The sequence below is a fragment of the Cytobacillus oceanisediminis genome, from assembly GCF_003182355.1.
GTDB classification, from domain to species: domain Bacteria; phylum Bacillota; class Bacilli; order Bacillales; family Cytobacillaceae; genus Cytobacillus; species Cytobacillus oceanisediminis_A.
Window position 1 is genome coordinate 729,348 of the sequence record NZ_QGTW01000001.1, and the last position, 23,954, is coordinate 753,301.

The 23,954-nt window shown below is 36.2% G+C and carries 23 protein-coding genes, 4 pseudogenes and 1 riboswitch; of the genes and pseudogenes, 5 read left to right on the forward strand and 22 right to left on the reverse strand.

Annotated elements, in window-relative coordinates; translation table 11 throughout:
* Positions 1-12 precede the first annotated feature (12 nt).
* The 6 genes and pseudogenes from nikD to DFO73_RS29140 all read right to left on the reverse strand — a co-directional run bounded on the left by nikD (position 13) and on the right by DFO73_RS29140 (position 5,722).
* Positions 13-843: a nickel import ATP-binding protein NikD gene (gene nikD, locus DFO73_RS03420; protein WP_110063354.1), complete on the reverse strand. Its 831-nt coding sequence runs from the start codon at positions 841-843 to the stop codon at positions 13-15.
* A 20-nt stretch (positions 844-863) separates the two neighbouring features.
* On the reverse strand, positions 864-1,694 hold the full coding sequence (gene nikC, locus DFO73_RS03425; RefSeq protein WP_110063355.1) for a nickel ABC transporter permease subunit NikC: 831 nt from the start codon (positions 1,692-1,694) through the stop codon (positions 864-866).
* Positions 1,691-2,635, reverse strand: a complete 945-nt coding sequence (gene nikB, locus DFO73_RS03430; protein WP_110063356.1) for a nickel ABC transporter permease subunit NikB — start codon at positions 2,633-2,635, stop codon at positions 1,691-1,693. The genes nikC and nikB overlap by 4 nt, the downstream gene beginning before the upstream one ends.
* Positions 2,636-2,652: 17 nt before the next feature.
* The gene (gene nikA, locus DFO73_RS03435) at positions 2,653-4,284 is read right to left on the reverse strand and encodes a nickel ABC transporter substrate-binding protein (protein ID WP_110063357.1); all 1,632 of its coding nucleotides are present in this window, start codon (positions 4,282-4,284) and stop codon (positions 2,653-2,655) included.
* A gap of 467 nt (positions 4,285-4,751) precedes the next feature.
* Positions 4,752-5,180 (reverse strand): annotated as a pseudogene (locus DFO73_RS03445) (DUF523 domain-containing protein).
* Between the two features lie 410 nt (positions 5,181-5,590).
* A complete protein-coding gene (locus DFO73_RS29140) occupies positions 5,591-5,722 on the reverse strand; it encodes a hypothetical protein (protein ID WP_258309197.1) in 132 nt (43 codons plus the stop codon).
* A gap of 410 nt (positions 5,723-6,132) precedes the next feature.
* A riboswitch (purine riboswitch) is annotated at positions 6,133-6,234 on the forward strand.
* A gap of 132 nt (positions 6,235-6,366) precedes the next feature.
* On the opposite strand from DFO73_RS29140, the gene DFO73_RS03455 reads away from it, so the two are divergent.
* Complete coding sequence (locus DFO73_RS03455; RefSeq protein WP_258309199.1) at positions 6,367-7,563, forward strand: NupC/NupG family nucleoside CNT transporter; 1,197 nt, start codon at positions 6,367-6,369, stop codon at positions 7,561-7,563.
* Between the two features lie 379 nt (positions 7,564-7,942).
* Here the strand turns inward: DFO73_RS03455 and DFO73_RS03460 are convergent.
* The 5 genes and pseudogenes from DFO73_RS03460 to DFO73_RS03485 form a co-directional block, all read right to left on the reverse strand.
* Positions 7,943-8,370: pseudogene (locus DFO73_RS03460) on the reverse strand (isocitrate/isopropylmalate family dehydrogenase); the annotation flags it as partial.
* Positions 8,371-8,947: 577 nt separating this feature from the next.
* Positions 8,948-9,472: an SRPBCC domain-containing protein gene (locus DFO73_RS03465; RefSeq protein ID WP_258309201.1), complete on the reverse strand. Its 525-nt coding sequence runs from the start codon at positions 9,470-9,472 to the stop codon at positions 8,948-8,950.
* Positions 9,473-10,041: 569 nt separating this feature from the next.
* Positions 10,042-10,270: pseudogene (locus DFO73_RS03475) on the reverse strand (MFS transporter); the annotation flags it as partial.
* A gap of 264 nt (positions 10,271-10,534) precedes the next feature.
* Positions 10,535-11,128, reverse strand: coding sequence for a dienelactone hydrolase family protein (locus DFO73_RS03480; RefSeq protein ID WP_110063362.1), 594 nt, complete (start codon positions 11,126-11,128; stop codon positions 10,535-10,537).
* A gap of 74 nt (positions 11,129-11,202) precedes the next feature.
* Positions 11,203-11,496 (reverse strand): antibiotic biosynthesis monooxygenase family protein, encoded by a 294-nt coding sequence (locus tag DFO73_RS03485; protein ID WP_110063363.1) that lies wholly within the window; start codon positions 11,494-11,496, stop codon positions 11,203-11,205.
* Between the two features lie 245 nt (positions 11,497-11,741).
* On the opposite strand from DFO73_RS03485, the gene DFO73_RS03490 reads away from it, so the two are divergent.
* Positions 11,742-12,035 (forward strand): hypothetical protein, encoded by a 294-nt coding sequence (locus tag DFO73_RS03490; protein ID WP_110063364.1) that lies wholly within the window; start codon positions 11,742-11,744, stop codon positions 12,033-12,035.
* 243 nt (positions 12,036-12,278) lie between these two features.
* Here the strand turns inward: DFO73_RS03490 and DFO73_RS03500 are convergent, their stop codons facing one another.
* The 3 genes from DFO73_RS03500 to DFO73_RS03510 form a co-directional block, all read right to left on the reverse strand.
* Positions 12,279-12,764 (reverse strand): DinB family protein, encoded by a 486-nt coding sequence (locus DFO73_RS03500; RefSeq protein ID WP_110063365.1) that lies wholly within the window; start codon positions 12,762-12,764, stop codon positions 12,279-12,281.
* A 317-nt stretch (positions 12,765-13,081) separates the two neighbouring features.
* Positions 13,082-13,345 (reverse strand): hypothetical protein, encoded by a 264-nt coding sequence (locus tag DFO73_RS03505; RefSeq protein ID WP_110063366.1) that lies wholly within the window; start codon positions 13,343-13,345, stop codon positions 13,082-13,084.
* Between the two features lie 266 nt (positions 13,346-13,611).
* Positions 13,612-14,022 carry an Lrp/AsnC family transcriptional regulator gene (locus DFO73_RS03510; RefSeq protein WP_110063367.1) on the reverse strand — a complete coding sequence of 137 codons (411 nt, stop codon included), beginning with the start codon at positions 14,020-14,022 and terminating at the stop codon, positions 13,612-13,614.
* Between the two features lie 118 nt (positions 14,023-14,140).
* Here DFO73_RS03510 and DFO73_RS03515 point away from each other — a divergent pair, with 118 nt between their 5' ends.
* Entirely contained in the window at positions 14,141-14,902 is a 762-nt protein-coding gene (locus DFO73_RS03515) for an MBL fold metallo-hydrolase (protein ID WP_110063368.1), read from the forward strand.
* 615 nt (positions 14,903-15,517) lie between these two features.
* Here DFO73_RS03515 and DFO73_RS03520 read toward each other — a convergent pair.
* From DFO73_RS03520 to DFO73_RS03535, 4 genes are all read right to left on the reverse strand, one after another.
* Positions 15,518-16,450, reverse strand: coding sequence for a D-2-hydroxyacid dehydrogenase (locus DFO73_RS03520; RefSeq protein ID WP_110063369.1), 933 nt, complete (start codon positions 16,448-16,450; stop codon positions 15,518-15,520).
* Between the two features lie 157 nt (positions 16,451-16,607).
* Positions 16,608-17,231: an FMN-binding negative transcriptional regulator gene (locus DFO73_RS03525; protein WP_110063370.1), complete on the reverse strand. Its 624-nt coding sequence runs from the start codon at positions 17,229-17,231 to the stop codon at positions 16,608-16,610.
* 21 nt (positions 17,232-17,252) lie between these two features.
* The gene (locus DFO73_RS03530) at positions 17,253-17,771 is read right to left on the reverse strand and encodes a GNAT family N-acetyltransferase (RefSeq protein ID WP_110063371.1); all 519 of its coding nucleotides are present in this window, start codon (positions 17,769-17,771) and stop codon (positions 17,253-17,255) included.
* Between the two features lie 26 nt (positions 17,772-17,797).
* The gene (locus DFO73_RS03535; protein ID WP_110063372.1) at positions 17,798-18,250 is read right to left on the reverse strand and encodes a MarR family winged helix-turn-helix transcriptional regulator; all 453 of its coding nucleotides are present in this window, start codon (positions 18,248-18,250) and stop codon (positions 17,798-17,800) included.
* Positions 18,251-18,366: 116 nt separating this feature from the next.
* Between DFO73_RS03535 and DFO73_RS03540 the strand changes: the two genes are divergently transcribed.
* Entirely contained in the window at positions 18,367-19,011 is a 645-nt protein-coding gene (locus DFO73_RS03540; RefSeq protein WP_110063373.1) for a YczE/YyaS/YitT family protein, read from the forward strand.
* Between the two features lie 55 nt (positions 19,012-19,066).
* On the opposite strand, the gene DFO73_RS03545 is transcribed toward DFO73_RS03540, so the two are convergent.
* The 3 genes from DFO73_RS03545 to DFO73_RS03555 form a co-directional block, all read right to left on the reverse strand.
* The gene (locus DFO73_RS03545; protein ID WP_110063374.1) at positions 19,067-19,837 is read right to left on the reverse strand and encodes an alpha/beta hydrolase family protein; all 771 of its coding nucleotides are present in this window, start codon (positions 19,835-19,837) and stop codon (positions 19,067-19,069) included.
* A gap of 630 nt (positions 19,838-20,467) precedes the next feature.
* Positions 20,468-21,478, reverse strand: a complete 1,011-nt coding sequence (locus tag DFO73_RS03550; RefSeq protein ID WP_181395902.1) for a tRNA dihydrouridine synthase — start codon at positions 21,476-21,478, stop codon at positions 20,468-20,470.
* 504 nt (positions 21,479-21,982) lie between these two features.
* Positions 21,983-22,438: an SRPBCC family protein gene (locus DFO73_RS03555; protein WP_110063376.1), complete on the reverse strand. Its 456-nt coding sequence runs from the start codon at positions 22,436-22,438 to the stop codon at positions 21,983-21,985.
* A 325-nt stretch (positions 22,439-22,763) separates the two neighbouring features.
* On the opposite strand from DFO73_RS03555, the pseudogene DFO73_RS29735 reads away from it, so the two are divergent.
* Positions 22,764-23,595, forward strand: a pseudogene (locus DFO73_RS29735) (tyrosine-type recombinase/integrase).
* Positions 23,596-23,726: 131 nt separating this feature from the next.
* Here the strand turns inward: DFO73_RS29735 and DFO73_RS03565 are convergent.
* Positions 23,727-23,933 carry a DUF2187 family protein gene (locus DFO73_RS03565; protein ID WP_110063377.1) on the reverse strand — a complete coding sequence of 69 codons (207 nt, stop codon included), beginning with the start codon at positions 23,931-23,933 and terminating at the stop codon, positions 23,727-23,729.
* Between the last annotated feature and the right edge of the window lie 21 nt (positions 23,934-23,954).

Consider the following 23,954-nt stretch of genomic DNA (forward strand, 5'->3'; position numbering starts at 1 on the left):
TCAATCGGTCCATTACAACATATAAGTATAGGGTTGTTTTTGAGAATATAAGGTTGGTCTTGTCCTTAACAGCTTCTTTGTGTACTCATGTCGGGGATTATCAAATAATTCTAACACATTTGCAGTTTCTACTATTCTCCCATGTTGCATCACAATTACATCATCAGCCATCTCTGAAATAACTCCAAGATCATGAGAAATGAGTAAAATAGATGTTCCATATTCTGAACGAATTTTATCTAATAGGCGCAGTACTAATAATTGACTATGAAGATCAAGTGCTGTAGTGGGCTCATCGGCAATAATAACGGATGGCTGTAAGCATGCAGCCATGGCAATCATCACTCGTTGAAGCATACCTCCACTTAATTGAAAAGGATAGTTTTTTAACAATTTATAGGGATCTGGCAAATTTACACTTTCCATTACATCAATCGCAAGCTTCTTAGCCTGCTTTTTATTTAATAGAGTATGAGATTTAATCGTTTCAATAAATTGATGGCCAATCGTAAAAACGGGAGTAAAAGCATTCATCGGATTTTGCATAATAAAAGCAATATCCTTCCCTCGAATTTTCCGCATTTCTTTGTTTTCCAGACCATTCAATTCCCTGCCTTGCAGTGTAATGCTCCCTCTAATATCCATATTCTTCTTATCATGCAGCTGTAGGATAGACATACTTGTAACCGTTTTGCCACTGCCGCTTTCCCCAACGAGACCTAGGATCTTCCCTTTTTCAATTCCAAAATTAATGTCCTGAACAAGTGTTGAGGACCCATTATCGGTTTTTACTTGCACATGTAAGTCTTTTACATTTAAAATGTCTCGGTCATTTACTTCCATTTTTCAACAGTCCTTTTTCATTAGCGGCGTTTAACCCCAAAACGTTCTGATAGTGATTCACCTAATAAATTAAAGGTAACAACGACTAGCATAATCATTAAACCCGGATAAATCATTAATGCTGGATGTGTTCTGATATATGACTTCCCTTCATGAATCATTGCCCCCCACTCTGGTATAGGTGGCTGTACACCTAAGCCTAAAAAGGACATTGATGACAAATTCATAATCGCCCAGCCCATTTCTAATGTTCCCATTACAGCCAGTGATGGAAGAACATTAGGAATAATATGTTTCTTCATGATGGACCATGTAGAAGAACCGCTGATTTTAGCTGCAGTAATATAGTTCTGTTCTTTCAAGCTTAGAACCATTCCTCGAATTACCCTTGCGTAATAAACCCATTGTACGAGAATTAATCCTAAAATGACTTGTTTAAGACCCGCTCCCCAAATACCAACAAAACCAAGAACAAACAAAAGGCTTGGGATCGCCATCAGACCATCACCGAATCTCATTAACAATTGATCAACCCAACCACCTTTATACCCCGCAATAATACCAATGATCAAACCAATACTTAAAGCTGAAATAAATATTAGCATAGCGAACCCTATTGAAATTCGTGCACCATATAGGATACGCGAAAACGTACATCGGCCTAAATGATCTGTTCCTAATGGGTAATCCAGTGAAGGCTGCTGTAGTTTATGAGTTAAATTGACAGCGATAGGGTCATTAGGTGCAATCCACGGAGCAAAGATTGTGATCAAAAATAAAACGCACAGTATTAAAGAACAAATGACAATTACTTTCTGACTTTTTAACATATCACGAAACTTTGCTTTCATTGGTACTGCCTTCCTTTTCTGGAAATACGCGGATCAATATACATTTGGATAAGGTCGACAATTAAGTTACTAATAAGGAATAATCCCGCTGCTAACAGTACATAGCCTTGAATAACAGGAACATCACGGTTAAAAATAGCCTCAATAAAAAACCGCCCAAACCCTGGCCATGAAAAGACTGCCTCTACAATTATAGCTCCAGTCATTAAGTTTCCTAAATTCATTCCAAGTCCGGTAATCATAGGGGAAATGGCAATTCTTAATACATGCTTTCCCATTATAATTTTTTCATGAATCCCTCTCGTCCGCGCAAAGAGCACATAAGATTCTTGTAAATTTTCAAGGACGCTTGCACGTAACAGTCGGGTATATAAAGCGATTAACGGGAAAGCCAATGTGACTGAAGGTAATATTAAATGTTTCCAGGTTCCCGTACCTTCTACCGGGAAAAGGTCTAGTTTTACAGAAAAGAAAAAAATGAATAAATATCCAAGCCAAAATGATGGGATGGATGCCCCTATAAAAGAGAGGAAACGACTAAAATGATCAATTCCACTGTTCTTCTTTATACCTGCTAAAAACCCTATAGGGACACTTACCAGGATTGCAATCAAAAGACTGCCTATCGTTAACTGAATAGTTGCCGGCATTCGATAGGAAATCTCTTCCCATACAGGTTTATTCGTAACATAAGATATGCCAAAATCAAATTGGCATATCTTAATAAGGGCATTCACATATTGGATAAAGAGAGGCTGATCTAAGCCGAACTCATGTCTTTTTTGTTCCAGCATCTCATCTGTTGCCTGGATATGTGCAGCAGCAAAGTATGCCTCTGCCGGGTCCACCGGTGATAGGTTTATCATTCCAAATGTTAGTAGAGTGGCCAAAAGAAAGATTGGAACGATGGTGAATATTCGTTTCAAGACATAAGTACCCATGAAAAACGCTCCTGTCGTTACTTCTTAATACTAATTCCTGTAAATGGATGTTCATCTCGATTAGCAGGGAATGTAAAATTAGAAACATCCTTTTGATAAACTGCTATTTTCTTAACATACGAAATAGGTACAATGGCACCCTGCTCTTGTAGTGAGCCTAAAATTGCCGTGTATAGTTCTTGACGTTCATTTTCATCTGTTGTTTGTGTAACCTGAGCGATTTGGTTCAGTAACTCCTCTTTATTAGAATAAGCTGAAATAGCTTCTCTAAATCCAAAACCTTCTGTTGCAACGATATTTACGAAAGTATGTGGGTCATATGGAGCGCCATAGTTACTGAAGAAGTTCATATCAAACTCATTCGCTTTGAATCTTTCAACTTGAGTGGTAAGCTCAACTCCAACAATATTTAATTTTACGCCTAATCCCATCCACTCAGATTGTAATGTTTCAGCCATTGTTTTTTGAATAGATTCAGCAGAGTTATACATTAACTCGATTTCTAGCGGTTTCCCATCTTTTTCACGAATGTTCTTACCCTTTGGCAACTTCCAGCCTGCTTCATCTAATAATTGCTTCGCTTTTTCAACATTATAATCGACCTTGGCTGCATCAACATTTGAAGTGTAAGGGAAGTTTGCTGGTAAGATATAGTCAGCCTTCTCTTCCAAACCAGATGTCACGCCCTCAACCATTGCTTGCTTATTAAATCCGTAATGTAACGCTTGACGAACACGTACATCTGAAAGCTTTTCTTTATTCGAATTCATAACTAGCTGTCTAGTAGCGACTGGTTCTGAAATGCTGCTCCCATAAGAACCTGTGGATTCTAATTGCTTAAAAGAATCTATTCCGATAACACCCTCACCATAAACAACGTCTAAGTCCCCTTTTTCGAAAGCAAGTACGAGTGTTTCAGCATCCGGAATGACTTTAACTTTAATTTTCTCTATATTTGGGAGTTCTCCCCAATAATCTTCGTTACGTTTAAAAACAGCAAATTCATCTGCTTTATATTCATCTAATACCCATGGGCCTGTCCCAACTGGCTTTTCTACACCTTTTGAAGTGTCACCATCTTGAGGGAAACCAGCTTCCCCCAGGAATCGAACTGGGCGTACGACAGCTAGCTCCTGAATAGTAGGGTAATATGATTCTGTTAATGTTAATTTAAATGTATACTCATCGATAACCTCTGTTTTATCGATCTTCGAAATAAATCCTAACCAACTGTGTAAATCCACATTTGCTAATATAGCATCAAAGTTCTTTTTCACAATCTCTGCATTAAAATTTGTGCCATCAGTAAATTTCACATCTTGACGTAAGTTGAACAAATATTCTTTCCCATCTTCGGAAATCTCCCATGACTCTGCTAAATGCGGCTTTAACTCTCCTCCATCCTGGTAGCTAACTAAAGGCTCATAAACCATGGATTGAGCAAATAATTGAGATGGATTATAGATATGCGGATTCAATTCACCTATATCTCTAGGCCAAGCAAAGGTAATCATATTGTCACTTTCAGTGGCAGATTCAGATTTTTCATTTTCTGCTGATTCACTTGAGCAGCCAAGTAAAGCGATAGATAAAATAAGAACCATTACAGACATAAGTAAAAATCGTTTTTTATTTTTGGGGTTTAACATAAAAAGTTGATCCTCCTAAGTGATAATGAAAACTATTATCAATAGTAGGGTTTGAATATCTGATTGTCAATACAATTTCAGATATTTCACAAAGTATTCTAGTTATTAATGTTATCATTGTAGAAATAAGTATAGCTGTGATATATATAAGCCCAACTGAAAACGGATCCTGCAGCTTTTATAAAGATAAATGAATTTTAATAGACTTAAAAAACTTAGCCTGTCTGAACACCTTCCACACTCTTCATAAATGCATTCGCAATTTTGTTAGCTGGTACTGGACTGTTAGCACAAGAAGAAAAGCCGCCAAATTTGGCAGCTGAATCTTTAACTCTTGCACTTCATAGTTTAAGTACATTCTTTCACAAACTTTCCTCTGAACAGATGCAGCACTGCTCTGCTCAAAGGGTATTTGGAGACAAACAGCCTCTACTAATTTTAGCTGTAATAATGCTTGTAGCCAGCAGCTAAATATAGGTTTCAGCAAATTGTTCTTCTGAAATTACTCTTAGTCCATTTCTGTTTAATAAAGCAGAAGTAACACCCATCCCCTCAATTTTTTCACCAATGAATTTGCCATTATAAATCTTTAAGCTGCCGCAGGATGGGCTATTTTCCTTGAGAACCACTATAGTCGCATTTATTTCTAGAGCTTTTTCAAGTGTATCATAAGCTCCTTTTATGTAAAGATCTGTAACATCTTTCCCTGATTTTTCAACTATTTTTGCCTTTCCATTCGAGTACATCTTCTCCGTTTCCACCTATTATTTCAGCAGGTTCTCTTGGAGTTGAAAACCCACCTAGTAATTCTGGACATATTGTAATAGCTTTATTTTCTTCTGCAAGTTTATTCATTTCTCCATTAATCCCGCTAAGCAGGAACTCACCAATATTATATTTCTCCCCCCTTCGACGTAAATCTTTCTTAATAAATTTTATCAACAATTTATTTATTCAACTAACTGTCCGTTAATGCAATAAGAAACTAACTTTTATTTTTTTGTTTCTTTTCATATCTTTTTAAAATTAATTACCTATTATACCAATCCATAGTGGCCCTTCCAAACCAGCTTAAATATCTATTAAAAAATTCTCCTTCCACTATCGAAAAATGACAAAATAAATAATGCTATACCCACAAAAGTTAAAGATTGGAACAACCAAATCAACTTATGTTTCATTTTGTAACTTCCGAAAAATGCACCCCTAACCATTCCTGTTATCTCAATAACAAACACTCCCTGGATTGCAGCAGGATTCGGTGTTCTTGCACTCCTTAGCTGAATAACATTGTAAGGCCCTATATTTATTTCTTTATAACCCAAAACACGACTATACCTAATCCCACCAAAATAACACCAATATGAAAATACCAATAGTCAATAAATAACTCCCATTGAAGTTGTTGAATTTCTTTAACCCTTTCAAAATAGTCCATTAGTTTACTCCCTTGTATGAGCTCTTTTTAACTCTTATTACGTTTTTTGGGTGGGTTTGGTTTCAGCCTTTAATGCGATTAACCTAAAATTCACTATCTTTAAGAATCCTTACTCAAGGGAAACGGAATGCCTTACCATAAAGGTGGAGCAGAAAGGTTGTTGCAATCTTCATCCTTATACTTTTCAAGGTGAATGTGAATGGGCTTCAGCAAACAGGTGTTTATATTCAAAATTTGCTGCCAACCAGGCGCTTTTGTGTTTAGTTAACGATTTATGTTTGTCGAAGAAGGAATTCAACTAAACGACTCTTCATTTGATTGATACGTTCAATAGATCATGTTTAAAAATTCAGTATTATATTACTTTTTACTAGCCTCTTGTTTATTCGAAAAACCTCTGTTAGAATTCAAAAATCAACTTCATACGTCCTTATATAACTATGGAAATATGGTCCATAAGTCTCTACCCGGCAGCCGTAAAATGCCGGACTATAAGGAAAGTTAGAGCGCGACACGGGATATGTGTACCCTGGTGCATTCTCTTCTTTCTTTATAGATCGAGAGAATGCACCTTTTTTATTTCCATAAAGAAGTCAGACATCTGACAACAAGGAGTCGTCTATGAAGCTATTTTAAGGAGGTTAATGATGAATATTATATATGGTTTATTATCCCTGGTGGGGATACTGTTTTTGGCTTGGCTTCTAAGTAAGAATAAAAAGTCCATCAAATGGCGCACGATTATTGTAGGTGTGACGTTAGAAGGGATTTTCGTCTGCTTTATGCTCAATGTTCCCCTTGGCCGCTGGATTCTTACAAATACTGCTCAAGGCGTGCAAAACGTCATGAACTATAGCCAAGCAGGCATTGAATTCTTATTTGGGGGTTTTTTTGCAGAAGGAACGAATGTAGGATTTGTTTTCGCGATTCAGGTGTTATCCGTTATTATCTTTATCTCTGCTTTGGTCTCAGTTCTGTATTATTTACGAATCATCCCGATTGTTGTACGTGGACTCGGTTGGGTTGTTGGTAAAGTGTTTGGTACCACCCGTGTTGAATCTTTTAATACAGTTGCCAACACGATGTTAGGAGTAGCAGAAGCCCCGTTACTAATTAAGCCTTATCTGGCAAGACTGACACGTTCGGAATTGTTCACCGTTATGGTTGGAGGCACAGCTTCAGCAAGTGGTGCGATTCTTTTGTCCTACGCTCAAATGGGTATTGATATTAAATATTTACTCATTTCTATTTTCTCTGTACCATTTGTCGCTATAGTCATGTCCAAAATCATGGAACCTGAAACAGAACAGTCTGATACGACTGAAGATGTCAAAATGGAACAGGCAGGACACTCAAATATTTTTGAAGCCATTTCGGAAGGAGCTGTAAGCGGAGTAAAGCTTGCCGCTAATATTGGTGGTTTGCTTATTGCGTTTATCAGTTTATTGGCACTAGCGGACGGCATTCTAGGCATCATTGGAACGGATTTAGCTACCATATTTGGTTATGTATTCTTTCCTTTTGCTTTACTTGTCGGGATTCCTGTTGATGATGCTTTCCGTGCTGCCTCCATTATCGGAACAAAGCTTGCAGCCAATGAACTTATTGCTTTCCAGGACCTGCTCAAATTACAAGAGCAACTAACTCCGCAAACTGTTGCGATTTTATCCGTTGCATTATGTAACTTCGCAAACCTGTCTACTATTGGACAATTAATTGTAGGCCTTGGCTCCTTGGCGCCATCAAAGAAAAAACTAATTGCATCTCTGAGTTTTAAAGCCATTATCGCCGGTACAATGGCAAGCTTTATTACAGCTATCTTTGTAAATATGTTTATCTAATCTTTAACAACCTTAGTAGTTGAAATGATATCCTTTTTAAAATAAATTTAACTGAGTTTGTTATAACTCTATAAAAACACCCTTTAGCTGCCATTGTTAGGCAGCTCTTTTTATGGATATGTTAGTTAAAGGATGAGAGTATCACCTCAATTTTTTTCTTATTACCCTCAGTTTAATAAAAGAAAACCACATCAAAAGGCAACTTTGATCATCGGATGCACCTGACTAAAGGGTTAATTATCAGGGTTATTAAAATCCTTATAATTCCCATAAAGAAAGCGGAAAGACAGAAAATCGATCAAACCTTTTTACAAATAAGCCTTAATCCTTCTTGACGTTAAATATAATATAATAAAAAAACGCCCAAATCCCATATATACCAAATAGCAGCTAATGGATTAGCGATACCCTTTCCAGCAATATCGGGAGCTGATCCGTGAATAGGCTCAAACATCGACGGATAGGTACGTTCTGGATTGATATTTGCGCCAGCCGCAAGTCCCAAACTGCCTCCAAGCGCTGCACCTAAATCAGTTAATATATCACCAAATAAATTTGATGTTACAACCACTTCAAACCTTGCAGGATCTTTAACCAGATACATGGCCGCAGCATCTATAAGATAGGAATACGTTGGGACGTTAGGATATTCTTTACTAATATCTTCGAAAATGGAATCCCAAAAGAACATAGAATAGTTTAAGGCATTTCCTTTACTAATACTCGTAAGTGCCCCCCTGCAGATGCAGCTGTTTCGAATGCATTACGGATAATCCGTTCTGTTCCTTTTCTTGAAAAGACACCTGTTTAAGGGGATTTGTACCATTTCTTACTCTGTTCATATGCTATAATTATCAAACAGATAACTTCCAATAAATAGGTGGTGTAAAGAATGGCAATTACCATTCTTTATTTAATTAGTAGCTTTATCCTCGTATGTCTTGGAGTGATTTCTTATAGTTTTTCAATAAAGATCACCAATAAAGATTGGAGAAACTTAGCACAGATTATATCTATAGTCTTCATGATTTATGGACTGTCCAATTTAATTTATTTAACCCTATCTCGTCTATTAGCTTAACTCTAAAAATGTCAATATAATAGGTTCTTCTTAAATATAACTGCTTACGTTTGTTGAAAAAAAGCACCTTGTTTGACAGCTGTTCTTGAACTTAAGCACCCTATAAGCGAGCATTCGTGAGAAAAGAGTATTAAACTGAGGAAGTTTAAGTGAATTTGTTCACAATATATACCTAATTCGAGCCTATTGTTAAAAAAATAAAAGCGTTATCCTACTTAACCAGGATTAACGCCAATGCTAAATTTTTGATATCCACTTTGGACTTTTTCCTATATCCAGATATAATTTAAGGATAACCTATTTCTATTGAATGTTGGATAAATAATTGTCAAGTCTCTCGTATTGTGAAGAGACTCCTTGAACAGCTCCCATGTCGACCACTTGCTTGAGAGCTTCAGCTGTAGAGAATTGTGACCGGGTAATGATTGTTGTTTTGCCTTCTTTTTCTAAGAAGTCCATTTTAACAACCGTTTCAGGCATTTCTGGAAGAACATTGTAATCAGTATCAGTAAACATATCAGTGTAAACTATTTTTTCCGGAACGACAATTTCATGATAAACCGCCTTACCACAGGACTTCATTCCAAAGAAGTCACCTTGGTTTTTATCAACACATGTCATGCAATATAGCCAAGCACCATCAACCTTAAAATCCATCTCATGAACTTCTGTCTCCCATCCCTGCGGCCCCCACCAGGCTGCCAGGTGAACGGGATCTGAAAAGACTGAAAAGACTAATTCCCGTGGTGCGTCGAAATCCCGCTCAATAATTAGTTCCATCCCCTCTACCCTGGATACCAATTTGTTTACTGATGTGTTTTCTGACAATTTAATTCCTCCCGCTATCATTAGTGTTTAATCAAGAGATTTCCCTTCTCAGCACAGCCTAGTTCTTATCTTATAGTTTACGTAAATACTCATCTAACCGAGCAAATCTTTCCCCCCAATTTTTACTCCATCGATTTATCAAGATTTTAAAGGGCTGATGCCTAAGCCTGTAAATTCGTTGATTAGCATCTGCTCGCACTTCAGCCAATCCAGCCGAAGAAGCTGAAGCAGCTCCACAATGTCATCTACCGGCACATATCCTTCACGTAAAAGCTCTACAAACTATAACCTAATGAGGACAATAAGTCCGCTCAAAATTATGGAGATGTTCCCCTTAACTATAATATAACTAAAAAGGAATATTTATGTAAAGGAATATTCAGAATTATTTTAAAATTAAATAAAACTGTAACCATCACAAATACTCTTTTTCTCAATAGCTGACTCAATATATAGATTTCCTCACTTAGAATTTCTGTTCCAATTAATAATATTACAGAGATTTCGTTCTCATTAAAGGTCTGCTATACTACCTTCACAACATAAGAAGGATCTTTTGCTGGTTTCTTTCAGAACAAAGTCAAAACGATCCCTAGAGCTAGTATGACAGTCGCAAAAATAGTAAGGGTAGATAATATCTATATCAAATAATATCCCCCCTGGTCCGCTAATATTCGCTAAACTTGTAAACATCGAGTTCATTCCACCAACGAAACCTTGTTCCTTCCCGGCGATATTCGAAAAATAGGATGTAACAGCTGGCCGAAATAAATCGAATCCAACAAAAACAATAAAAGTATCATTATTTTCTTCTTCTGTACGATCGGGCTCAAATAATAAAATAATAGAAAGTACATCTGCAAATGTACCAAGTGCACCTGCAAAGAAGAATGGTATACGTCAATAATAGCCTTCAATAATTACATAGATGAGCTTGGGAAAATTTAACCCAGTTTTTTATTTAGAGGTCAACTCTTGCTTAATTAATCTCACCCTTTAGTTGAACAATAAAAAGGGCTGCAGCAGCCCTCATTTTGTTTAAAAACACGCCCAGTTTACCATTCAATGTTTCCTAAAAAAAGAAAGCATTTGATTGAAGGCATCTAGTGCTGATTTTGCATGAAAATTAGGTGAGTATGGGTCACTAAATCCGTGTTTTCCATAAAATTTATATATCTCTATATTGCTTTTATCCAGATTTTCAATTAACTCATTGACGTTAAAGGAAGGTTCTTCTTTAGGAAAGAATAAAATTGTCGGGGTTAGTGGCACAATTTCTTTGTAATTCCTGATTCTTGAACCGTAGTATCCCACTACCCCGCTGAGATTTTCTTCCTTACTACACAACCACGCAACAGTTGCCCCTACACTAAATCCAACCATATATATTTTATTGTATTTATCTTTTACACCTAATAAAATATCCTTTATTTTATGAACAGCGTCATTAAATCCCACGTTCTCCATATAATTTTGATAAGCAATTTCTTCTTCAGAATAATCATAAGGCTGTTCACGTTCCAGTAGGTTGGGACAGATGACATCAAAGTCCTGTTCTGATATTCTTTTACAAAAATTCTCTATATGCTGATTAATTCCATAAATTTCGTGAACTACAATAACCAGGTTATCATTCTTATTTAAGATCTTAATCATTTGCCCCCCTGAAATTATTACATAAAAAAACAGTAAATTTCTATCAATTCTTATTCAACTACTTCAATAACCTTTTATAGCTTTACATTTTCAAAATGTTCAACTATTGGAAAAGGGTCATAGAAATGATGTAGTTGCTTTTTCCATTCTTGATACTCTTTCGATTGTCTAAATCCAACCGTATGGTCTTCTAATGTTTCCCATCTAACCAACAATAAATATTTCCCTTTAACTTCCATACACCGTTGCAATTCGTGAGATATATAACCTTTCATTGATGAAATGATTTTTGATGCTTCACGAAATGCTTCCTCATAATCCTCTTCTATACCTGGCTTAACTTGTAACATAACAGCTTCTAAAATCATGTAATCTCCCCCTATTTATCAATTTTATATTCTTATTAAACTACCAGCCCGTTCGTTCAATAAGTTCAACAAAAAGGTGCGACAATCCTTCTTGGATCAACGCATCCCAAAGTTTAATAACCTCTTCTCTTTTTAGTGCATATTTTCTTTGCATTGTTCACAAATAGGATATAATTTTTATTTTTTCTGTTTAGTTCTTAAATCCCCTTTATTCTATATGCTTTATTAATGGGGAGTTGAGACTAATGAAAAATGAACAGTTTGATATCGAAACACTTAAATTAATTGGAAATAAACTTGACTATATTTACTCCACTGCTAAATGTAATTACAATGATTCCCCCGAATTAATGGATACTATTGAAAATTTAGCTCAGGTAGCAAATATGTTTGCAAAAATTAGAATTGAGGAATTAAAAGGGCATGTAGAAACATCGAGCCCTCAAGGATTCATAGTATCTAAATTAGCTAACTCATACTCCAGGATGAAAAATTATGAGAAACAAAAAGATATTGACTTTCCTACTTGGAAGCTCTAAAGCTTCTTTTTTTATTTCATATTAATTTAGGCGCCTATTTATTTCCATGACTGTGCACCATATGTGTCAATTGTGACATATAAAAGAGGGAGGTTTACATCTCCCTTCCACTAATCTGCCTGATAGAAATCCCATTTCACGCGTAAAACCATTGGAATCCACGCAAAAGTCCAAAAGTACTTCTCGATTCTTTTTGACCCATTCGTATTCTTTCCGCTCCATAGTATCTGCCCTCTTTGCATTCTACTCTTTACTATTCCAGGAACCCTGGGCTTTTCGTATATAGATGATCTGTCCAATATGATAAGTGTTATGTGTGCACAAATTTGATATCGCACCCCACCATAGCGCATCTACTGGAAAATGCGGGATTTGTTGATGCAGTTTTGATTCCGAAGCAGCCTCAATCTCTTGTTGCCACTCGGCTAATCCTTCGTCTAATTGTTGAACAAGTTCTTGCCATTTCATTTCGGTAAAACCTTCAGCAGAAAACGTAATTGGATTTTCTACAGGCGGACTCACTTCTTCTTCCTTAAAACGTTTCAGCCACCGCTCATTATAGAAGTGAAGATGCTTCGCGATCTCACCTATGGAATGAGATCCTTCATTTTGTTTCCACAATACATTCTCTAAACTCAGTCCCTTTAATGCCGTACTTAATGGTTGAATCCAGCTATCCTCGTTACGGCATACTGCCAATTGATCTAATAAAAACTCTTTTTTACTCATTAACACATTCCCTTCCTTAATTATTTCTCACCATAATAAAATTTAATTTTCGAAAATCTATAAAAAACTGATCCATCCATATCAGCCCCTCTCCTGTTTTAATCCCACATCATTAGCTTTATGCGGTACAGGCAGAACCAATGACAAAGGATATATTCTCCAATAGTCTGCAGTATCCTTCTTGAACTAATATTATTAACAAAAAAACAGCCTTTCGAATGAAAGGTGATCCCATGCTTAATTGGATTAATTATCTTAGTTATTAGTGCAGGAATGAATGATTAATGTTCTTATCTTTTAGGAACGCTTTAACCTTTTTAAAAAGGCAAATCATCTTCAATTACCGGCTGAATTCGCTTTACTTCATCTGTAATGTCATGTTCCTCATCCCAGCTTACCTTTTCAATAAAGGTCTTACGGAATCCGGTTTCTTTCATCTGCTCCTGAATCCATTCATAAGCAACAATACTGACAGCAAAATCCGGATTATCCTTAAATTCACGATCACTCACAAAAAACTCGCCACGCCGTAATCCTCTGCTTCCAACAATGTTCAATATTGTTTCAATGATTACTTTCATATTGTACACCTCAACAAAAGAAGTCTATTTCACTATTATAGAACATACATTCCCTTTCGATTCAAAAAAAAAGCCCTCCATAATAATTGCGGTTATGATAAATCTTCAACGAATGACAGAAAGCTGCCTATTCGGTCATTCGTTGAATTCCGGAAGCTTACATGGTTGCAATTTAATTTAAAGAATATGTCTGAGTTTTTTTATTCTTATTTAATCTAAACACCCGTTTGATTAAGTGCTTTTTTCTAACATCCTTTATTGATGTACTATTTATTAATGACAATCGATAATTTATAGCTCACATAATTGCTCAAGTCTGTCAAAAATTCATCTAATATTTTATTGGATGGAAATTTGCATTCTAGAAGGTAACAACATTCTCCACTGATTTTGTAGTTGTTAAGGACGTATAGTTCTTGTTTTTGTAAGAACGTAAGATAAGGTTGATGATTCGTGCTTTTCGTAAAAACATGTACAATTGCGTGAACTGAATACCCCATTTTTACTTGATTAACTTTAATTGTATACCCCTCAATAATCCCATTATCCTCTAACTTCACAACTCTGGCTGAAGCAGCCTGTCCAGTCAAATGGACTTTTTCACCTAATTCCTTCATCGTGATACGGCTGTTCTTAGTAAGTTCATCTATAATTCGCATATCCGTGCTATCTATCATTTATACAGATCCTTTCAATAATCAAGTGAAACTGCAAAAAGACTTGATTTTATCTATGTATTTCAAAAATGGTCTTATTATAAACTATATGTACATTAAAGAAAAGGAGCTAATGATTATGAATATACAACAAATTCGAAATGCAACATTAGTTGTCGAATACGCAGGGAAAAAGTTTTTAATTGATCCATTTTTGGCTGAAAAGGGTACTTATCCGCCCTTTCCCAATTCATTAAGACAAGATCAAAATAACCCTTTAGTCAGCTTACCAACCTCCATAGACGATATCATTAATAATGTAGATGCTGTTATTGTAACTCATCTACACTTAGATCACTATGATGATGCAGCCAAAGAGTCATTGCCAAAACATATAAAAATGTTTGTACAAAATGAGGATGATGCCAAAGCAGTTAATAATGATGGTTTTCAAAATGTAGAAGTTTTACAAGAAGATACAGTCTTTGAAGACATCCAATTAATTAAAACAGAAGGCGAGCACGGTAGAGGAGAAATATTAAAACTTGCTGGTCTAGTGTGTGGTGTTGTCCTTAAACACCAAAACGAAAAAACTTTATATGTGGCTGGAGATACTGTTTGGTATGAAGCTGTTCAAGAAGTAATCGATACACATAAACCTGAAATAATTGTTGTCAATGCTGGGGATAATCAATTCCTGGAAGGCGGTTCTCTCGTAATGGGTAAAGATGATGTTTATGAAGTGCATAAGGCAGCACCTGCTGCAAAAATTATTGCCAGCCATATGGAAGCTGTAAATCATTGGACATTATCAAGGGAAGAATTAAAAATATTTATTAGTGAAAAAGGAATCTCCTCTCATGTTTTCGTACCAGAAGACGGAGAATCATACTCATATTAAGAATTAGAACAGACAGAAAAAGGATTTCTGTCTGTTTTTTATTACTTTTAATCCTTAAAAATGAAGATTTTTTATTCAACTGCCACCTTCTGACCTTATAATTAAAATCTCGTTTGTTAAAATTTAAAACAACATTCTTTTAACTTTTTTTATAGATTCTGCTTGTTTCGTTCAACTTCATTCTTCAATTAAACAGCCCCGTTTGTTTTAAAAAAAAGCTGTGTTAAAGCTTATTGTTGATTTTAGCACCCTGTTGATTGGAGTGGAAGGTGCGAGATCCTCGAAAATGCTGACGCATTTCCTTCGTGCGGTGTTTATTCGAGGAAGATTATTCAATGTCCTGCGGGAGAAGCGTGTCAACGGGAGGCCCCGCAGGTGCGAATGCGCCGAGGATCGCCGGACCGCCCGCGGTTCGCTGAGTACCTGGAGCGGAAATCAACAGGCAAATTTAACAGAGGCAAAAAGAAAAAGCCACCTGGTTCGGCACCTGATCTTAAACATAGCACCCGATTGCTTAATAATTTTATACCTTTAAACAATTTCCCTCTGTTCTGCGACGAAAACGTAAATGCTAAAAAACGAATGATCCTAATCCACCAAAGGTCCTTGCTTATATTAATACCCCTTCATAAAATCCACCCTATTAGGTAAAATTTCATTATTTTCGATTTTTTTCAATGTATCAAAAAAGCATGCTATCGCTTCAGTCACCTCTGTCACAGCAGATATATGAGGAGTGATGACGATATCGTCTCTTTCCCAAAGTTCGGAAGTCTCCGGCAGCGGCTCAGTATCAAGAACATCTAACACAGCGTAACGGACTTTTCGTGAATTTAGCGCTTCAATGAGCGCTTGCTCGTCCACCGTGAGGCCTCTGCCGACATTGATAAAGGCAGCGCCGTTTAAATTGCTGAAAAACGCACGATCAAATAGCTTACTCGTTTCATTTGTCAAAGGTAATGTGCTGATAATCCAATCTGCCTGTGCAGCCAGCGTGCTTGCAGAGCTGGTTTCCGTTACCTTTTGAAAATACTCCTTTTGTTTACCGCTTTGCGAGACGCCGTAAACGGTGGCTCCAAAACTTGAAAATACTTTTGCAGCCTCCTGTCCGATCTCTCCTGTACCAAAGATAACAATCGTTTGATCCTTCACCATTTGTGGAGTTTGTGGAGCCCACTTTTTCTCCGTTTGTTTTCCTTCAAAGTATTGATGATATTGAAGATCTCTTAATACATAGCTTAAACAATACTCGCTTATTCTTTGTCCAAACGAGCAAACCGTGCGGGTTAGTAAAATATCATGTCCCTTCCATCCATCAATTTCTAAATAATTGTTTACACCCGCATTAAAGGAATGTACCCATTTAATATCGGCAAAGTGGAAGCCTGGACATGGCTTGAAACCGACATAGGCATCTGCCCATGACAAATCCTCTTCTGTTATTTCATCAATCCCTTTAAAACGAAAGGTCTGAGTTATTTTAGGAGGTAACTGCTCTTGAAATTGCTTTTCATAGTTACCTGCTACCAGTATATTATGTATGTTCATTAGACTTCCTCCATACTTTTTATTAGGTAATGCATCGAGTCTCCGTCCAATACTAACAAAAACCGTGTAATCAAATTAATGGTTCCAGAGAAATGTACTCATTCCTTCTAAAGGGATCTGCACACTACAAAAAAATAAAACCCACCCAAAAATGGGCTTATTTGTGACTGTTTACTCTTTTTTCCATCAATTCTGCCATTTGTTTCGAATTTGGATTTCCTTCATTTTTTAATTTATCAATGATGTTAATATAATCCTTTTCATTTCGGTTCTGACTTAATTTATATGCAGCCTGAATTTCTCCCAGTTTAATCTTAAACCCAACAATACCTTTCAATTCACTTTCTAAGAGTTGAGGAGAAAGTTTATCCCATAAAACTGGATTTTCCCGGTGTTTTTCATATTTTTCCAGCATTATTGTTAACTCTTCTATTAATTCATCTTTCTCTAAAATGCTTACTTTACCATATACATGGACGGCTTGATAATTCCATGTTGGAACTTCTTCATGACCATACCAAGAAGAAGAAATGTAAGCATTCGGTCCTTGAAACATGACAAGCACATCTTCACAGGTTTCAAATGTTTTCCACTGGGGATTCCCAAACGCCATATGTCCAGTAAGATAGTAATCATCGTCTTTTTTCTTTAAACCCAAAGGCAAATGCGTGGCAATTGGTTTCCCTTGATCTGTTGTGACAATCGTGCCAAAAGAGTTTTTTTGAACAAAATCCCAAATCTCATCCACATTTGTAACCTTATAATATTTTGGAATATACATAATAACCCGCCTTTTGAAATATTATTTTTGCGTTTTTGTCATTATAAAATCTATTTGTTCTTCATCACCCATATAAAAAGAGTGGGCTCCAGTTTGAACAAACCCCATTTTCTTATAAAAATCAATAGCATTTTTATTTTTTTCCCAAACGCCTAGCCAGATTTTCTTTTTATTACGTTCCCTCGCGATTTCCATCGCTTTATTTAGCAGATATTTACCAAGCCCATGTTTTTGAAATTTGCTCTTTATATAAATCCTCTCGATTTCAAGTGATTCATCATCCATTTCTTCAGACTGAGCATCATTGATATTGACCTTTAAATATCCAGCGACTTCATTATTAAAATAAACAAAAAAGAATTGCGAATAGATATTGGATAATTCTTTTTCTAATTGTTTTAAGTTAAATGCCCTTTCCAAATAGGCATTCATATTTTCGGGTGAGTTCTGTTCCTTAAATGTCTCATTAAATGTTTCATAACTAATTTCTTGAAGTGTGGGTAAATCCTCAAGATTACACTGTTTTATATTTATAGTCATTTTAAATATGTCGCTCCTTTATATAATCAATAATCTCTCTTGTTTCCCTTTTTTACAAATTCCCAGTCTTTTTCTACATTTCTTCTTACTCTTTGAAGAAGATTGAAAATGGTTTCTGCTTCTTTTTCGGAAAATCCCTTTAATGCAACGATATTGGAATAATCATTTTCTCTTTTTATAAAAGGATAAACATTTTTCCCTTTCTCTGTTGGAAAAAGTTTTTTAATTTTTTTGTTATGTTTATCCTCTTTCTTTTCAATAAAGCCATTCATTTCAAGTTTTTTTATAGCACGAGCTGCTGTTGTTCGATCTACTTTTATCATCTCGGCTAACTTTTCTTGAATGATTCCTGGGTTTTCACATATTCGCACAAGGTACAAATACTGTCCTTTTGTAAGGTCATATTCTTTAAATTCTAGATTACTTATAGAATCTAAGGCCCTTGCTATCATTCCAATCTCACGAAGAATTTCCTTCATAATTGCCTCCTTCGCACATATTTTTGTTGCAAATGCAACAAAAATGCCATATATTAAACTTAACCTAACTTTGTTGCATTTGCAACAAAAAAATAATGATAAAGAGGTCGAGTAAAATGAAATATGTTTTTTATGTATTAGGAATTTTAATATTGACCCTTGGTATTTCTTTCACTATACAATCAGACCTTGGGACTTCACCTTTTGATGCACTTTTGGTAGGACTGTCCATAAATGTGGGGCTTACTGTGGGAAGTTGGGAAATCATAATAGCTTTAATATTGATATGTTGTAATTCATTTTTAAAAAGACAAAGACCAGAAGTTTTGGGCTTCTTAACAGCATTTATAACGGGTATTGGTATTGATATGTGGCTTTTTTTATTGGACAATTTGATAACTCCTGAACTGGGGTACATCAAAGTAGTTTGTTTTGGAATCGGCTTAGTTGCTATAGGATTAGGAACAGCCATTTATTTACACACAAATTTTGCCCCTATTCCAATAGACCGTTTAACCTTAATCATACAAGAATTAACTAGAACAAATATACTGTTATCGAGAACAGGCATTTACCTGGTATTCTTGATGATGGCAATAATATTCAATGGACCTGTTGGCATTGGAACTTTATTAACCGTTTGTTTAGGAGGTCTAATACTCAATTACTTCATGCCACTTACTAAAAAAATAATAGACCGCATATTAACCCACTCTAGTACATCACCAATTTATGATAAAGATAAAAACCCTTCAATATAGGATGGTTTTTGTAGTTCTTGTTCCACTAACCTGCCCCTTTAGTTCAATAAAGAAATTATAATAAGTCAATAACAGAGGTCCATGCAGAAGAAGTTGGTTCAATAATTTTAAAATGCTCTATATATGGGAGAATAACTAGCTTTACGTTTTCCCCCTTTTCCACAGCATATTTGTAATAATCCTTACTTAAATCTACTGGAACATGGCGATCTAATTCACCATGTATCAACACTTGTTCTACCTTCATTGGCAATAATTCAACAGGGGAAGTCAATTTATAACGTTCAGAAACTTCTTCAGGGGATCCATCTAATAGTGCCGCTACGTGACTCTTCTTTTTCTTTTGTTCGTGGATTTCCCACATCTTTACTAAGTCTGTAACTCCAGCTAAACTGATCACTTTTTGAACAGAAACAAGAAGCTTGTTAAAAGGACCATCGATTGAAACTGATTTAATTCTTGAACCTAACCAAAGGGCTAAATGTCCGCCTGCCGAATGACCAATAACAATAACTTTTGATAGGTCTATAGGATTTGACTCAGCAATTTTTGATAGATGGTTTATAGCATCAATAACATCATTAAATGTGCTGGTCCATCCTCCTCGATCTTCCCCCACTCTCCGATACTCGATATTCCAAGTTGCATAACCTCTTTGGGTTAAATCATCAGCAATTGGATTATTCTCCTCTAAGTTGTATCGTGCTTGCCAAAAACCTCCATGAATTAAAACTATTACTGGACAAGAGTATGAATTCTCAGGCATTCGTAATACACCAAATTGAGATTCATGTTCTCCGTAATAGATCTTACTTTTATTCGTCATTTATAACTCCCCTTGTAACTTTTTGATAACTGTGTATTTCGATAACAATAGCCACACTTCCTTTATAGAAGAGTGGCTAGTGACGATTCCCTTATGTAACTAAACTGCCTAGTAAAAAGACTCCACTCCCAAAACTTGCAACCTGGTAAAATCATTTATCAAATTAAAGTTTAAATAGCCGTTTGAATCATCTAATGTTCCACCATTATCTACAATAAAGTGAACCTTTATTCTCAGAATCTGGTTTAATTAGACTGCAACCACTATTCTATACCCTATTGGATACCATCCAGGAGGATAATCTATATATTTGGGAATAACTCCGTAATATTATTAGTAGAGACGCAAAGAAAGACAGTTACTGATACCACTCAAATTACTGAAAAACAGCCTTATCGCTAATGGACAAGGCTGTTACTCTCATACCAATTCAATTTTCGCCATATCCTCACAATGTGCAGAATGTGGCAACACAAGAGTGCTGGTGGGTCTATTACATTCTTGAGACCTTATTCATTCAGAAAACAGACTTTATCAAAACAAAAGTTGCCGCTGCAAAGGAACTTGAACCTGAATAAAATAAGTACACATGAGTTGATATGATTCATTTTTCCTCTAACTTTTTGAGAGTTACAACATTTCACTGTCCCCGTCCCATCCACATTCTTTTCCAAAGTTATCAAGCAATGCACGCACTTCATCTGTTGATTTCGTGTTCATCAATTGATTTCTTAATTCACCAGCTCCACGGAATCCTTTGACATAAATTTTGAAAAAGCGATGAAGCCCTGTGATTGAACGTGGCAATACTTCCGCATATTGATCTTGAAGATCAAGTTGCAGTCTTAATAGATCAAGGTATTCTTTACTGCTATGCTCTTTTGGCTCTTTTTCAAAAGCAAAAGGATTTTTAAAAATACCTCGTCCGATCATAACGCCATCAATACCATATTGTTCAGCAAGCTGCAGCCCAGTTTGACGGTCAGGAATGTCTCCATTGATTGTTAGTAGCGTATTTGGTGCGATACGGTCACGTAATTTTTTGATTTCCGGAATTAGCTCCCAATGCGCATCTACTTGGCTCATTTCCTTTCTTGTACGTAAATGAATAGAAAGGTTCGCAATATCCTGTTTTAAAATATGCGTTAGCCACTCCTCCCACTCATTTACATCCTTATAGCCAAGTCGTGTTTTCACGCTGACAGGCAGTCCGCCCGCTTTTGCTGCTTGAATAAGTTCTGACGCAACGTCTGGACGCAGAATAAGGCCACTACCCTTCCCTCTCGATGCCACATTCGGTACAGGGCAGCCCATATTAATATCGATGCCTTTAAATCCCAGCTCCGCCATGCCAATACTCATTTGACGGAAATGTTCGGGATTATCCCCCCAAATATGTGCCACCATTGGCTGTTCATCTTCTGTAAAAATCAAACGGCCGCGCACACTTTTCATACCCTCTGGATGACAATAGCTATCCGAGTTTGTAAACTCTGTGAAAAATACATCAGGGCGACCAGCTTCACTTACTACGTGACGAAAAACAACATCTGTTACATCTTCCATTGGTGCAAGTACAAAAAATGGTCGTGGTAAATCATGCCAAAAATTATCTATCATTTCAAACTCAAATCCTCTCACTATGGATACAACTTTAAACTCTCGGCCAAAAAATATAAAGCCAAATGTTCCACTTCTTTTACACTTATATATCATGCTTATTAACTTATTATCAAACACAAGTACATTTGGACATTTATGATATGTGAAAAACAATTGTGAAAATCGGCAATATTTATTTTAACGAAAATCGGTCCTGAATGGTATTTTTTAAACAAAAAAGCAGATGGTATAGATTTTATCTATATCAACTGCTCTACTGTTATACCAACTCCAACCACGCAACTGCTTCACAATGTGTGGAGCGTAATTGACAACACAAAAGGGATGTTGGTTGGTTTATCAAAATTCTTTGAATTTTTTTAAACAAGTACTTGTTTAATAATAGCACCCTATAGTTTAAGTACATCATTTTACAATATCGATTTTTTCGAAGTTTCATTGAACAGGAATCCATATTTCCATCCCACATTCTTCACTTTCTCCTTTTCCAATCATATTAACTTACCAGCTGCTTCAATAAGTTTAATTCATATTTTCGGCAATATTTTTTAGTGCCTTTGCACGCGAAACAATAAAAACTCTCATATACTTCTCCAAAAACAACTTATCGGCTATAACGCCAATTGGACCGAATGGAGACTTATATTGGAATTTGTCTATCATTATGGTTCCATCTGCTTCTTCGATAAACTGATGTGTGTGAACAAAGGAATGGAAGGCTCCTTTCACCATCACATCTACAAACTTATTGGGTTTTTCCATTAATGTCACTTTGGCTGTCAGCCTTTGTTTAATACCAAAATGAATGGCTTCCCAAGTAACAGTATCTCCCTCCTCTAATAACCCTTCTGTCCCTCCAACAACGGCTCTTTCCTTTGTATTAGAGGTCGTTTGAGTATGAATATCTACATTCCTCGCAAGGTCAAAACATACTTCAATAGGTGCATTAATAAATTGTTGATGCTCAATAACAGGCATTTTATATTCTCCTTTTATAAGCACTTTCTAACACCATAATTATAATTCATCGAAGTCAATATTAACTACATCTTCTTAAGCTAACCTGCCCCTTTAGTTTAAAAAGAAAAAAGCTGCCCGATTAGCAGCTGATCTTGAACATAAGCACCCGTTACTTTAGTACATTTCTTAACAAACTAATCCTTTTTTCACACTTTATTTACTACAGGAATGCTGCCCCGTTAGCTTAAAAAGTCTTTTTCGTTGAGACTTTTTCGTTGAGACTTTTTCGTATAATCCAGTCAATAATTCCTCTTGGAATCCAATTTAATGGGAGGGAATTTATTTGTTATTATCTAACGCGTGGAAAACATATGAAGCTGATAAACGTATTGAGGGCTTTTCGCCATATACCTTAAAAGCATATGGAGTTCAGGCAAAGCTTCTTATTAGTTATTTCGAAGATGCAAAAATTACAACTCTAACTACAGGAAAATTAAAGGATACCTCTCCAATTCAGGTAATTTAAAACCAGCAAGTATGGCACACAGAATACGGTTTTTGAAATCATTATTCCATTGGTGCCATGAGGAAGGTCATTCCACCCATCAACCCAGCTGCTAAAATTAAGGATCCAAAGGTGGTGGGCAAGAGAATCCCAAGTTTCTAACCGAAAGGGAGATTGAGCTTTTGCGTGAGGCTTGTATTAGCCCGATGGAAAATGCCTTATTTGAATTTATGTTCCCGCCTGGCTGTAGGATCGGTGAAATTGTTTCACTTGAAAGCAATTGGATTAATTGGTCCAACCGTTCTGCAATTGTCAGGGGAAAGGGAGATAAGGAACGTGAAGTCTATTTTAATATCCGAGCCGAAATTTGGCTGAAGCGATACATAGACAGCCGCCAGGATAAGGATCCAGCTATATTTGTAACAGAGCGGCAGCCACACAGAATGAGTATTGCCCAAAAGAGGTATGTCATAAAACGAATCTCAGTTCGTGCAGGAATTAATAAGGAAATCCATCCCCACCAACTTAGACACAGTTATGCTACCCACTTATTAAATAATGGGGCCCCTGTTGAAGTTATACAAAGTCTTTTGGGACACGAGAAAAGCGTCGGATATATGCTCAATTAAGCGGAAGGCTCAGGCAGGAGTTATACCAAAGATATTTCTAACAAAGAAGCAACGCAGTTCAAGCGTTGCTTTTGTACTCTTACCCCGTTTGTTTAAGTACATAATATCACAAACTTTTATCCCCTCAGTTAGCAGAAAAAAAATGCCGCCTGTTGTCAAAGAGTTTTAAGGATTAGGAGGTTTCGGGGGAAGATAAAACTACGTAATTAGAATGTTTGACGACAGTTTTGGTAGTATCATAATGTAAACTTTGGCTCGATTCCATTGAAATGTCAACAATCACACTATTATCCCTTACAACTCCAACAACACCTTCAATTATTATTTCTTTTCTTTGAAAAGAAACCCGGTCACCTATTTTAGCTTTGTTCTTAGTCATTGTTCTTCCCCCGCTTCAATA